We start from the raw sequence: 13,429 nt of genomic DNA, 5'->3' as shown, positions 1-13,429 counted from the left end.
CCTTATTTATCACCTGGAAACGGAAGTGGTTTGTCCTTTTTTATAAAAGCCTTTATTCCACGAAGGAAACGGCCGTTTGCCAATTCGACAAAGCCTATGCCCGTCTGATACGTGAACTGTCCGCCTGATGACATACACATGGAACGAATGGAGTTATATGGCATCATTTTCACAACAAAATGGGAATTTTTCAGCCGGGTGTCGCGTTCCAGCGAATCCGGCATAGCTAGCGCCTTCTTATACTCCTTCTGGATCACATGCATTACTCCCTTATACAGTATGCGTCCCATTACTGATCGCTTGAAGTCACGAAGCTGGGATTCAAGCGTCAAGGAAGTATTCGCTTTCGCTTCTGTAAGCGTATAGCCGGCCAATTTCTCAAAGGCTGACGTGATGCTCTGTGGCGGGTTGGCATAGACCGTCGCAACTTCAACAGAATAGGGGCTGTCAACCTCCTCCGCGTTTGTTACGTGTAGCTGTGCCGTTAAGCGGATATCGGCAGCTGAAGCTGCCACGGCAATGCCATAAGTTCCGTTCTCCAGCACCCAGCGTTGCTGCTTGACATTCCAGTAAGACAAATCCTCCCGGTTGAACGTCATACTGATGGTCCGGGTCTCGCCTGCAGCCAGAAACACTTTAGTAAAGGCGCGGAGTTCCTTCTCCGCTTTGAATACCTGGCTCTGGTTATTCCGCACATATAGCTGAACGACCTCAGCGCCAGCGCAAATGCCGGTATTTGTCAGATCGGCTGTAACGATAATTTGTCCGTCCTGCTCACTGACGGACAGGCTGCTGTATTGAAACGAGGTGTATGACAATCCGTAACCGAAAGGAAAACGCAGCTTCGTTCCGGATTTTTCATAGAATCGGTATCCGACATAAATGCTCTCATAGTATTTCGAAACATCACCGCGGTTGTAATCGGCATAACAGCTTGTATCCTCTACATGCATCGGCCAGCTCTCCGCCAGCTTGCCGGATGGAGTCACTTCTCCGTACAACAAGGCCGCCGCTGCTTCGCCTCCATACATTCCGGGTAAATACATATTCAGCAGTGCCGATATTCCGTCCCAGAACGGCAGCTCCACCGGAGCACCCGCGAACAGGACAAGCACAACCTTCTTTCCGGTTTGGATGAGCGCCCGTAATAGCCCGGTCTGGTTGTCGCCCATTTTCATATGCTCGCGGTCGAAGCCTTCGCTTTCCTCGAAATCGGAAAGACCTCCGAAGAACAGGATCGTATCCGCCTGCTTCGCGGCATCCAGCGCAGCCTGCTCCAAGGCGGCATCACGTTCCGTGTAGAAGCAGCGAAACCCTTTTTCATATCTGTATGAAATGCCCCGATGGTCAAATGCATTCTTGGGCGTAATCACTTTAGGAGGGTTGATCAGCGACGATCCAGCCCCCTGATAACGCATTTTTTCGAACATTTCTCCTACAACAAGCAATTTTTCATTTCCGGTCAGCGGCAGGATCCCATCGTTTTTGAGAAGCACGGCGCCATCCTTGGCAATCTCGCAAGATAGCTGTGCGTGCTTCTCAGGATCATAGCTGCTGCTAGACTTTTTGGACGTGCATTGATCTACCAGCTTTAGCATTCTCGCAACCGATTGATCAAGCTTGTTCATCGGCAGTTTTCCGTTCTTAGCCGCTTCAATGACTGATTTCCGGTTGTGCCACACGCCGCCCGGCATATCGAGATCACATCCCGCCAGCACCCCCTCGACACGGTCGCAGGTTGCCCCCCAGTCCGTCATCACCACCCCGTCAAAGCCCCATTCATCACGCAAAATTGTTGTCAGCAGACGTTTGTTCTGGGAGGCAAATGTACCGTTTAATTGATTGTACGAACACATTACAGTGTAGGGCTTGGCCTCTTTTATAACGCTTTCAAAGGCACGGAGATAAATCTCACGGAGTGCGCGTTCATCGACGACACTGTTCCCTACAAAGCGGTAATTCTCATTGGAATTGGCGGCAAAATGTTTGACACTGCAGCCAACCCCCTTGCTCTGGACACCTTGCACGAAAGCCGCACCGAACTTGCCGGAAACGAGCGGGTCTTCCGAATAATATTCGAAGTTGCGTCCACAGAGCGGGCTGCGTTTAATATTGACGCCCGGTGCAAGCAGCACGTCCACCTCTTCGGTGATGCATTCCTCGGCAATAGCTTCCCCCATGCGATGCGCATGCTCGGGATTCCATGACGATGCAACCGTAGCTGAAGTGGGAAATGCTGTAGAGTGTGCATTATCGGAAACACCAAACCCGCCATTGACCGTTCTTACCTTGCGCAGCCCATGAGGGCCGTCGGTCAGAAAGAGCTTAGGGATGCTCAGACGCGGAACGGCATTGGTATTCCATGAATCAATACCTTCAAGCAGCGCAGCCTTCTCCTCAATCGTCAGCATGCTTAGAAGTTCACTTGTTTTGTTCATTGTTTCCTCCTTGCAGTAATTTCTTAATCAGTCTACGTCATTTCAATCAAATCGTATTGTAATCTCATGTACATAATTGCAATCCATGAACTTGATGCTAATGATTTCTCTATGTATGATTTCTGAAAGAATTCCTGTATCTTAAGGGGGTCTTCCCTTCATATTTTTTGAACAGATTCTGAAAATAGCTCTGTGATGAGAAACAAAGGTAATTACTGATTTCACTCAGCGTCTTATCGGAGAACGCCAACAAATTTTTGGCTTCTTCCATCTTTAGTTTAATAATATATGCACTCAAGCTAACCCCCATATCTGCCTTGAATTTCCTGGATATATAGGAAACAGTTACACCGAGATCACGGGCAATGTTATGAACCAGAAGGAGAGAGTTGATATTTTTCTTAATAAATTGAATGCATTCAATGGTGATGAAGGAAGCCTGCGGAGGAACTTTGTTCTTTGCAACTCTGTCGGCAAAATCCAAAACCATCTGCTGTCGAAGCAAGGAAAGAGAATCCAGTTGAGACATGCTTTCCGATTGCTGAATGTACGTATCGCTGAGATGGTATGCCGTTTCGATATCCAGTCCCCCCTCTATAGCCGCACGGGTAACCAGCGTGACACTGGTGATAAAAATAATTTTTTCCTGGCGCAGCGCATCCTTTGCAACCGGTCCACCCTTGCCTCGAACAGAGTTTTCAAATAATTCGGCAAGCCGTTCAGTGTCTCCGCCCCGCACATAAGCGATAATTTGCTGCTCCAGATGATAGGTATCATGAAAGGTTGGCTCCTCAGCGTCATATAAACCTTTTGACAGACTAGTTTTGATGTCAGCAGCGAAGCTGTTGAACCGGTTGCCCGTCATCAGCAGCATCTCGACAGTTACTCTTTTCCGCGTAAGCGTAAAATTAAAAAAACATATCGCGTTTAAAAAACCTTCGAAGGAAATCGAAGGAATTTTGGTTATGAATTCAGTGAATTCTGTGATGTATTGATGAGAAATCGTGGAATTAATCATGATCCTGGATATATGATTCCGGGATAACGGTGTAAAGTAGCCTGGACCAAATACAAATTTACCCTTGGCATCAACGTTATTAACCTTGCCATAAAACAGAAAATCTTCAGTTACATGATAACTGACAGCATTCTCATCCTCTTGCAGGGAGGACAAGACTTTACCCAGCGGGTCCAATTGCGGTTGAACACTTGGCAGAATCCGGATAAGTACCTCATTCTCATAATAGCGTACGGGCAGTCCCGTAATATTGTAGAAGGATTCCATTATAAAGCTCATATCCTTCGGCAGCATTGCATCACCTCATTTTCATCACACACTTATATCAACGAAAAGCCTGTCCCCTAAGGACAAGCTTCGTAATTTATAATCATTAAATTAATTGTTTCCTTAAAATAGATGCTTATATATCTAATTCTGATACGATTTTCTTATACATTTTGCCGTCGTCCTTCCCATGAAGCGGGTTCCATACCTGTGCAAAAAACGGCTCACGCTTCGCGCGTTCTTTATAGTTCCAGCTTTCGCGTTCACAGTGCGGGCAAAAATGTCCGCCTTCCAGCACAAGCTTCGGACTAGCACTAAAGGTATGGCCAAACGCACATTTGAAATCAAGCTTGCTCGTCCAATCGCCCGTTGTCATGTCCGTTGAAAGACATTCCCCACCGCGGAATTTCGCAGCACCCTTGATATCCTCAAGATTTAACTGTGACGCTGGCTTTTCTTCATCGTAGCCGTGGTCGAGCTTGATAGCCTTACTCCAATTGGTAAATTTCTTCATGTCAGACAACTTTGCGGGAATGGCCTCCCAGTTTTTCTTACTGCCCCAGTAAGCGTCTATTTTATCAATGTCATTATCTTCGATAAAACGTAACGTTCCACGCTCCTTCACAGCTTGCTTTTTCATCGTCCGCTTAATCATTGCACCCATAAATTTTTGACCTCCGGGCAGCTTCGTGATGACCTTCGCTACAGGTACAAGCGCGCCCAGATTATCAAGATAGCTTTGATAGAAATAATTCATAGAATCCCGCCGGAAATGTAAATAATCCTCTAGCTTGTCAGAGTCCAAATAGTATTGTCCGTGAAAATTCCGCGTTGCATACCATTTAGGATCAATCACATGGTCGAGATTCGTAATACCGAGCTTGCCGTACAGCACCTGATACATTTCAAGGGTACTGACACGGCATCTTTCTCCCCCGCCAATGTTGTAAATATGCTGCCAAAATTCTTCATTTAATGTTCCGTCAATATCCAAGATGCACAGGTTCCTCATTAAACGTCCCGAATCACGATCTGACACGTATTCAAGCACATTCTCCAGACAGTTATGGAACATAATAGGATCTTGTATCTTGCTCATTTGAGGACCCATGATCCCTGTTTGGCGGAGGCTCACCCAATAGCTCAGTCCTGATTCAATTACCATACGCTCAGCGGCAATTTTCGACACAGCATAGTAATCATACACACTTGGCTTGAGGGGGTCACCCACACGCCCCCAATGAATCGGCGGCATACGGTCACCCGTTTCGGCAATTGTGCCAATATACACAAAGCGCGTTTCCTTTTCACGGCCACTTTGCTTAATTGAATCGACGATATTTTTCGCTGATCCATAATTAATCTTCATTGCTCTTTCAGGAAACTCGTCAGCAGCAGGGGATACAAAGGCTGCTATATGAAGTACGATATCGGCGTCCTTCACACATTCATAGACTAAATCACGGTCAAGCAAGTCACCGTAGACTACCTTAACACCGTCTAATCCCTCATATTCTTTCAGCTTTTGACGGCTGTTCGTATTGTCTAAATCAAAGAGCAATAGCTCACATTTCGCTAAATCGTCCCTCATCAACTTCAATGTTTCGCCACCCATATTGCCCGCGGCACCTGTAATCATGACGCGCTTCTTCTTTACCATATTCATCACCTGCACATATATATATTGACAATTGCTTCGCCTAGCTTCAGAATACAGACACAGTGTCTATTTTACAACCATCAGTTGATTGGTGATTTGGCGCAATATAGACAGTCCCATAACATCTGTCGATTATTATGAAAATTTAATATTATTGGAGGCGAATAGCAATGAATCAACGAGAACGACTAACCAAGCTGCTCCTGAAGCAGAGCTTAATTAGTTTGCTCAAAATAAAAAATATTAGCCAGATAAGTGTAAAGGAATTATGCACTACTGCAGACATCAATCGCTCTACTTTCTATTTGCATTATGCGAATGCATACGAGCTGCTTGAAAGCGTAGAACAGGAGATTATAGACAATACCAATGAATACTTGAAAAAAATCGAAGCTAGTAACAGTGGCATTACTTATATAATGGCGTTCTTGGATTACATTAAGAAAAATGATGATCTGTTTAGCGTAATGTTGATAAAGTCAAATGATAACGTGTTGTTTCCGAAACGTTTGCTTAATGAAATACTGATGAATATTGATAGCCACCTTCAGCTTAACGTACCTGAAAATATGAAACGGTTTACTTATGCTTATTTAGTTAATGGAAGTTTAGCAATTATACAAGAATGGATACGAGAGGAATTTACTATTTCAAGCATTGAGCTCGCTCAGCTCATTTTCTCATTGGCCGACCATTCCTTATCAGCATTCAAGTCATCTCTATAGCCCTTATTCTTTTATTGCTCCCACCGTTGCTCTGGCGACGAAGCCAACTTATCAAGAAAGCTTATGGAGCCACCCCTAATGAGTATCGAGCTGCTATTCCCAAGTCATAACCACCAGCTTGCCGGTGGCTTCCAGCAAAAACACCTTCAAGACTGCTCCCACAGCTTACAATATGGGGAACTCTTTTGAAGGGCTCTGCATTTGTCTCATACGTTATTCGGCAGAAAGGATAAGCCCCTTCTCCATCGCATCAATCTTGCACAGGCTGCCAAAATACTGCAGCCGCAGCAGCCCTGCCTTCACTTCAGCCTGGCGGGCCTTGAACCGGGCGCTGTTTAAATCGTGCTGCGCCGCACTTCCGGCTTCAGCCTTCCTGCTCGTGCTGGCCAAATCGGAAGCTGCTTTATTCGCTTCCCTTTGCGCGGCTACAAGCTGCTGATAAACATCCTCTGCCTCGGCATAGGTGGCAGTGATATTTTGGCTCAATTGCAGCTTGGCCTGCCGGATCTGTTCCTCGGTAATCTGTACGGCTTGGCCCAGGCTCTCCCTGGCGAACGTATTCGGGGCAGATGTGGTTCTCTGATCCTGCTTGGCTTGATTCAGCGAATTCCAGAGCCGTTTCAGCTCGTAGGAATGAACCAGAATGTCCTCGGTGCTCTTGCGAACCACCGGCTTGACCTCGGGAAGCGGAATTTCCTCCAGAATCATATCGGAATTGTAGCTGATGCCGAGATCGAACGACAATTGAAGCAGTCCCAGCCTGTAATTCGCCAGCATTTTTTCCAGCTCTGTGCCCTGATTGTTGAACTCCACCTCAAGGTCCCGGTAGCTCTCCGCCGTCGCCATCCCCTGCTTGACAAGGATTTCCTGGGTGATCAATTCCTTGCCCAGTACCTGATAGCCTTCCTTCTGCAGCTCATCTTGCTGCTTCAGCGACAGAAGCTGAATATATTGACCGGTGACCTGCAGCTTGATTCCCTGTATGGTCTCTTCCAGATTAAGTGGTGAATCCAGCTTCTCCTGTTCGAGCTTTTTCACCGCGTCCTGCAGTTGAAGCCGCTGGGAAGCCACCATTTCATTCATGCTCTCCACTTGTGCGGACATCAAGCTGTTAAACACGGTATTCGTCTCCAGCACCGGCCCTATCCAGAACAGTTGCCCAGGCTCGGCATCCGCAGGAATCCCGTATTTTTCATTCCCAAGGATGCTCTCGGGCGTGGCCGGAAGGGTATAGGTTCCCTTTTTGGTGAACTCCAGACCTTGCATTTGTGCATTGTAATCCTTCTGCTGGGTGATCAGAGCCGCATTCTTCAGCTGCAAAAGGGACAGGTTAAACGAACTGCCAACCGCGCGTGACAGTACGGTCTGCAAATTGAGACGGTCCAGCCCGATCAGCTCCCTTGGATTACTGACAAAAGTGGACGGAAGCCGCTTATCCACAGTCGCCTCTTTCCCGTCCGCCGTAACAGCCTGTGCCTCATTATCTGCAGCGAGCGCCGGCGGTAGCACCGAGATGAAGAGCAATAAAGCCAGTGATGCTGACAGCAAATTTTTATTCATACTCTTACCTCCTTTATATAGAAAGCGTCTGCTCCCGCTTGGTCTCCCGGTTCAATTTCCGCTCCTGCCGCCTAATTTTCAACCGGGCAACGACCATATACAGCGAAGGAACTACAAGCAGGGTCAGCAGTGTCGAGAACACAAGGCCGAAAATAATGGTGTATGCCATAGGGCGGAACAAAATGTTCCCGCCGAGCGCAATGGGAATCATCCCCATGATGGCGGTTAGCGAGGTCAGCAGAATCGCACGGAACCGCGCCGATGCAGCCAGTACCACCGCCTCTTTCAGCTCCACGCCCTCGCGCCGGGCATCCTCAATGAACTCAATCAGCACAATGCCGTTGCGCACAACGATTCCGGCAAGGGAGATGATCCCCATGAGGCTCATGAAGCCAATCGGCATTCCGGCGATGTAGATTCCGATAATTCCTCCGGCCGCAGCCAGGTAGACGGTAGTCATGATGATCAGCGGAATGGAGATGGAATAGAATTGGATGGTCATCAGGAGCAGAATCAGGAATAACACAACAACAAACAGTGTAGCGAGATTATTGAATACCTTGTTCTGCTCCGAGGTTTCTCCTCCCGCACTCCAGCTATAGCCAGACGGGAAGGTAATGCCCTTCAGCTTCCCGCTGATTTCCGCTCCGGCCTCCGTCGCCGTCCGCCCCTTCACATCCGCCTCTATCGTAATCGTACGTTTGAGATTTATATGCTGGATTTGCTGAATGGCAAAAGAAGGCTTAAGGGTCGCAAGCTGGGTCAACGGAATTTGCCTGCCTGCAGCATTGGTGACATTCAGCTTTTGGAACATGACGTTCGGATCGCTGCTGTCCTTTTGCAAATACAGCTTGACGTCGATCAAATTTTTACCGGTATCGAACTGGGTGGAGGTAATACCGCTGCTGGACAGCAGGATAGCACGGGTCAGATTGGTATACGACACCATGTGCTGGTCCATCGCCTGCTTGTTTACCGCAAATTCCAGCGTATACTGGTCGATGCCCAAATTGTCCGCCACATTTGAAACCCCACGGGTGGAGGCAATAATCTCCTTAACCTGCTGGCTCAGTGTCTGGAGCTGCCCCAGCTCATCGCCCTTAACGCTGATGGATACCGCCTTGCCCACATCGACACCCACCTTGCTAACATAGAATTGAAAAGAGGCCTCGGGATAATTGCTCTTCAAATGTTTGTCCCATGCCTTCACCGTTTTATCAAGGTCGAACACGCCTTTTTTCCCAACTACGGCCAGTTGGCCCTGGGAAGGCGATGAAATGCCCGGCTGATCGCTGTGCAATTGGGGGGCGCTGCTGCCGGCGCTGTAGGATAGTGTCTGCAGCTCCGGCTGCTGCTTCATCCAGCCAGCGATATTCCTGGTAACGCGGTCCGTCTCCTGCAGTGAGGTTCCGGGCGGCATCGTTAAGGTCACAACTACCTCGGGACGTTCGCCGGCAGGGAACAGCTCGACAGGCACGAAGAGTGCCAGCAGATAAGCCGCTGTTCCAAGGAATAGGCCGGATAAGGCCACAATCAGAGGCCGCTTCAGTACTCCTTTCATGATTTTCCCGGAATAAAAGCGGTTCATGGCGGCAATCTGGTTGCCGAGAAAACCCGATTTTGCGGTGCCAGCCTTCCCTCGGCTCCCCCTCTTCTGCTCATACCACTCGCGAAAGATCGGAATGATTGTCAGCGACATCAGCATGGAAGCCAGCATGGTCAATGAAATGACCACCGGAATCGGCTTGATAAATGCCCCCAGAGGCCCCGGCAGGAACAGCAGCGGAGCAAAGGCGGAAATGGTAGCCAGTGTCGCCGTAAGTATGGAAACTGCTACCTCCTTGGTGCCCTTGATGGCTGCAACCTGCGGCTTTTCTCCCAAGTCGCTGAGCCGCCGCTCGATATTATCGTTGACTACAACGGCATCATCGACCAGAATTCCCAGGACAATAATGAGGCCGATAACAGAAATTTCGTTCATGCTGATCCCCAGATACGGCAACAGGATCAAGCCAACCGCCAACGAGATCGGAATCGCCAAGGCGACAAAAGCCGAGGTAAGCAGATTGAGGCCAAGCATACACACGATAATCACGGCAATGACCGCAATGATCATTTCCCGTTTCAGGTCACTGAAGATTTCCTGAATCCTGTCCTTCTGAGCAAACAAGTGCTCCAGCTCGGCCCCCGCCGGAAGTGTTGCCTTCAGTTCCTCCAGCTTGTCGTTCACGAGCTTGTGCATGCTCGGCACATCGCTGCCCGTCTTCGCGCCAACACTGATCGTAATCACTGGTTTATCCCTGTAATAGGCATAAGACTTCCGGTCGGCATGGCCAAGCTTGACCGTGCTGATATCCTTCAGATACACAGGCGAACCGGCTTCTGTCCGGGTGATCAGCACATTTCGCAGATTGTCCAGACTCTCTGTCTCACGGACCATTAGCTGGTAGCTGCGGTCACTCAGCGTGATTTCGCCGGTGGGAACCCGGGACTTCTCGCCTTCAATCGCCGCCTGTACCTGCTCCCAGCCCAGGTTATATTCCTGCAGCTTGGCGCTATCCATGCTGATCTGAACCTGCTGGTCGGGAACCCCTTGAATCGTCACATTAGCCACACCGGATACGGACCGGAGCTGGTCCTTCCAGGTCTTCATCAGCCCACTGAGGTTATCCAGTTCTTCCCGGGAAGCGGCCGAGACCGCATAGGACCCGATATAGGAGCTGGCCAGGTCGTCATCGACTACCGGAGTCTGGACGCCGGAAGGCAGCTCGGCCTGGGCATCCTGCACGTTTTTGCGCACCCCGTCGAACAGTGTCTTGGCATCCGCATTGTCCTCCCCCTCTACAGTGATGCTCGAATACCCGCTGGATGAGGTGGACAAAATCCGCTTGATGCCCTTAACCTGCTTGATCTTCTGCTCAATGACACGGGTTACGCTCTGCTCCACCTTCTGCGGAGAGGCTCCGGGGTAAACCGTAGTAATCAATGCATATTTAATAACAATGTTCGGGTACTCCTGCTTCGGCAATCCGGCGAAGCTGAGCAGTCCGGCACCGATAAGCATGATGAAAAACAACAGGGTAATTTTCTTTTTCTTAACGAGATATTCGATCATTTGGCAGCACCAACGGCGGCTTCAATCTTATCTCCGTCATACAACGTGTCCGCCCCTTTGACGATGATTTGCTCTCCTACTTTCAAGCCGCTGCTTATTTCCAGCTTGTTATTCATTAGCCGGTCTCCTACTTCAACTAACGTTTTCACAGCTTTTCCATTCACAGCCCTGAATACATATGGCTTGCCGCCGTTGCTGATAACTGCCTTCACGGGAACCATAATCACCTTGCTCCCGGATTGCTTCAGCCCGGCTTTGACAATCTGTCCTGTTGTCCAGTCCTGCCTTTCGTTCGGGATAATCACTTCCACACTAACCGTCCCGGTGCCGGCATTGGTCTGGGGGTAAATTTTGCTTACCGTCCCCTTGCGCACTTCGCTGTACAGGCTGACCTCAACCTTAAGCCCTTTCTTCCATTGGCTTAGTTCACTGTCGGGCACAGGCAAAAGCACCTTCAGCCGGCTGACATCGCCCAGCTTGTAAATGGTCTGGCCGGCGCTAACGGTGTCGCCCATACCCGCCTCCTTCGTCAGCACCACTCCAGTGAAGGCTGCGGCCAGCGAGGCTTTGGATAGGGCCAGTTCGGCTTCTCTTTTTAACGAAATTGCGTTGTTATATGCAGCATAAGCCTGTTCTTTGGCGGCCAAAGCCCCGTTATATGCAGCTACAGCCTGTTCCTTCTCGGCCTTGCTTGCCTTATTTCCCGATGCTGCTTCCGCAAGTGCCGCCGCTGCCGCCTTTATCTCTTCCGGCGTAGCTCCTTCCTTAATCCGGGACAGGGAGGCTTCGGCATCCTTTTCCGATCTCTCGGCATCCTTCAGCTTCAACTGTGCGTTCTCGTTATCGCTTTGCGATACAATTCCCTGCTCATACAGCTTCTGTGAACGCTCCATATCCATCTTGGCTTTCTCATAAGCAGCCCGGGCCAAGACCAGTCCGTTCTCGGCCATCTGCCGGTCCTGCTTGCGTATGCCTTTCTTCACCTGCTGCTGATTCGCTTCGGCACTTGCTACCCGCGCTGCGGAGGCCTGGATGGCTGCCTCGGCACTGCTGAGGGCCGCTTTGGTCTGCAAAGCGCCTTGCTCGGCTTGGCTTAGTCCGGCCTTGGCCTGAAGTATGCCTTGCTCGGCCTGCTCCACCTTGAGCTGAACTTCGGACGTATCAAGCTTCGCCAGCGGTTCTCCCTTCTTGATCAAATCCCCAATCTCGGCATTCGTCCGAATCAGCCGTCCCGCCTGCTCAAAGGTCACCGCCGCCTCCTTCACAGGCTGCAAGGTGCCGGACAATTCATAATCCGTGTCCAGCACCTCCTTGCTCACAGTGGCCAGCTCGACCATTCTGCCCTGCTTGGCCTCCGCCCCTGCGCTCTTCTCTGTATTGGTATTGGAGCAAGCGGCGGCGGCAACACTGAGCACAATGGCTAATATCGTTATTAAGCTCCGTCTTGGCATGGTTCATGTCCTTTCCTCAATAATTTGTAGCCTCAGCAAGCCTCAGGAACCTCAAGGCAGCTCCTTCAGAAATTGTGCAATTTGCTCCATGTAGCCGTTCACTGTAATTTTTCTCGGTGCGAACAGGCTGATGAGCAAGGCGCGGAATTCTGAATCTGCGGTCTGGGTCGTCAGCATGGAATGCTCTGTATCCGGGAAAACCTTGACCGAAAGCAAGGAAGAAGGGCTTACCTCTTTCCGGTACACCTGCTCCGTCTCCTTCCAATCCACATTGATATCCTTGTCTCCCAGAAGCAGGAGCACAGGAGTATTGAAGTTATGCAGATCGGAGGTTGCATCGGCCCTGAAGTTCTTGCTGACAAAGGTCCAGCGTTCCTTGGACATCACATCGTCCTTATGCGCTGCTGCTACATATTCTTCATAGGATGCTCCCTCTTTCAAAAGCTCCTTCAATTGCCGTTCATACGCTATCTGCCCGAAAATTTCCGCCTCAGAGTGTCCGTCCTTTGCCATTTGCTCGCGGGTGTTGTATTCCCCCTGGGTCAGCCAGTTGATGGCAGGGGACACCAGAATGCTGAAGGCAAGCGGTTCTTTCCCCGCAAGCTTCGGGATGACCCATCCCGCTTGGCTTGCTCCCCACACACCAATGCGCGTATCGTCAATCATCGGCTGCATTCTCGCCCAGGCCAGCGCCTGGCGGGCTTCTTCTACACGGTCGTCAATGCTCTGATCAAGCCAGTTCCCTTCAGAGCCATCAATGCCCCGCTTGTTCAGCGACAGGGAAGCATAGCCCTGGGAAGCAAGCTTCTCCCATAGCGGCTTATATCCGTCATCATGGGACGCATTGATTGGACCGTCGCCATGAATGAACAGCACCAATCCCAGCTTGTCATACTCCTTCTTAGGCAGGACCAGCGTCCCCGTCAATTTGCCCTGAGGGGAGGGAATCTCAACGGATTCCTCCACCATATCAAAGGTGTTTTGCTGCAGTATATAGAGCACCGCCCCTATGCATATCAGAACAATACCGATGACCGTTATGCCAATTTTCCTTTTCATAGCTGCTTCCTCCAAGAATAAAGTTCATGCTATATAAGTTGAACTTAATATTTACATATTGAGGGCTGGTCGTGACTGCGGGGAATGTTTGGACTTCCGTCACTTCTGCCCTCTTTATGATTTTTCATGTTCAACT

8 protein-coding genes are annotated in these 13,429 nt (G+C 49.7%); 1 reads left to right on the top strand and 7 read right to left on the bottom strand.

Annotated features, from left to right (window positions below):
• Positions 1-2: 2 nt before the first annotated feature.
• The 3 genes from AC0LWN_RS09460 to AC0LWN_RS09450 form a co-directional block, all read right to left on the bottom strand.
• Entirely contained in the window at positions 3-2,438 is a 2,436-nt protein-coding gene (locus AC0LWN_RS09460) for a glycoside hydrolase family 3 C-terminal domain-containing protein (protein WP_474664580.1), read from the bottom strand.
• Between the two features lie 109 nt (positions 2,439-2,547).
• A complete protein-coding gene (locus tag AC0LWN_RS09455; protein ID WP_474664578.1) occupies positions 2,548-3,750 on the bottom strand; it encodes a helix-turn-helix domain-containing protein in 1,203 nt (400 codons plus the stop codon).
• 109 nt (positions 3,751-3,859) lie between these two features.
• Positions 3,860-5,383, bottom strand: coding sequence for an NAD-dependent epimerase/dehydratase family protein (locus tag AC0LWN_RS09450; protein ID WP_474664576.1), 1,524 nt, complete (start codon positions 5,381-5,383; stop codon positions 3,860-3,862).
• Between the two features lie 170 nt (positions 5,384-5,553).
• Here AC0LWN_RS09450 and AC0LWN_RS09445 point away from each other — a divergent pair, with 170 nt between their 5' ends.
• Entirely contained in the window at positions 5,554-6,108 is a 555-nt protein-coding gene (locus AC0LWN_RS09445; RefSeq protein ID WP_474664574.1) for a TetR/AcrR family transcriptional regulator, read from the top strand.
• 213 nt (positions 6,109-6,321) lie between these two features.
• Here AC0LWN_RS09445 and AC0LWN_RS09440 read toward each other — a convergent pair whose 3' ends face one another.
• From AC0LWN_RS09440 to AC0LWN_RS09425, 4 genes are read right to left on the bottom strand one after another with little or no spacing between them, the layout of a single operon-like run.
• Positions 6,322-7,668 carry a TolC family protein gene (locus AC0LWN_RS09440; protein ID WP_474664572.1) on the bottom strand — a complete coding sequence of 449 codons (1,347 nt, stop codon included), beginning with the start codon at positions 7,666-7,668 and terminating at the stop codon, positions 6,322-6,324.
• 13 nt (positions 7,669-7,681) lie between these two features.
• Positions 7,682-10,783 (bottom strand): efflux RND transporter permease subunit, encoded by a 3,102-nt coding sequence (locus tag AC0LWN_RS09435; protein WP_474664570.1) that lies wholly within the window; start codon positions 10,781-10,783, stop codon positions 7,682-7,684.
• Positions 10,780-12,234: an efflux RND transporter periplasmic adaptor subunit gene (locus AC0LWN_RS09430; RefSeq protein ID WP_474664568.1), complete on the bottom strand. Its 1,455-nt coding sequence runs from the start codon at positions 12,232-12,234 to the stop codon at positions 10,780-10,782. The genes AC0LWN_RS09435 and AC0LWN_RS09430 overlap by 4 nt, the downstream gene beginning before the upstream one ends.
• 51 nt (positions 12,235-12,285) lie before the next feature.
• Entirely contained in the window at positions 12,286-13,293 is a 1,008-nt protein-coding gene (locus tag AC0LWN_RS09425; protein WP_474664566.1) for an alpha/beta hydrolase family protein, read from the bottom strand.
• Positions 13,294-13,429 lie beyond the last annotated feature (136 nt).

It is taken from the genome of Paenibacillus sp. sgz302115 (genome assembly GCF_056120445.1).
The sequence above is the reverse complement of the archived record's forward strand: the minus strand, read 5'-3'. Positions and strand labels throughout refer to the sequence as shown.

Bases quoted from the DNA above. Each gene is read 5' to 3' on its own strand.
- AC0LWN_RS09460 (WP_474664580.1), bottom strand. From the start codon at position 2,438: ATGAACAAAACAAGTGAACTTCTAAGCATGCTGACGATTGAGGAGAAG.
- AC0LWN_RS09455 (WP_474664578.1), bottom strand. From the start codon at position 3,750: ATGCTGCCGAAGGATATGAGCTTTATAATGGAATCCTTCTACAATATT.
- AC0LWN_RS09450 (WP_474664576.1), bottom strand. From the start codon at position 5,383: ATGGTAAAGAAGAAGCGCGTCATGATTACAGGTGCCGCGGGCAATATG.
- AC0LWN_RS09445 (WP_474664574.1), top strand. From the start codon at position 5,554: ATGAATCAACGAGAACGACTAACCAAGCTGCTCCTGAAGCAGAGCTTA.
- AC0LWN_RS09440 (WP_474664572.1), bottom strand. From the start codon at position 7,668: ATGAATAAAAATTTGCTGTCAGCATCACTGGCTTTATTGCTCTTCATC.
- AC0LWN_RS09435 (WP_474664570.1), bottom strand. From the start codon at position 10,783: ATGATCGAATATCTCGTTAAGAAAAAGAAAATTACCCTGTTGTTTTTC.
- AC0LWN_RS09430 (WP_474664568.1), bottom strand. From the start codon at position 12,234: ATGCCAAGACGGAGCTTAATAACGATATTAGCCATTGTGCTCAGTGTT.
- AC0LWN_RS09425 (WP_474664566.1), bottom strand. From the start codon at position 13,293: ATGAAAAGGAAAATTGGCATAACGGTCATCGGTATTGTTCTGATATGC.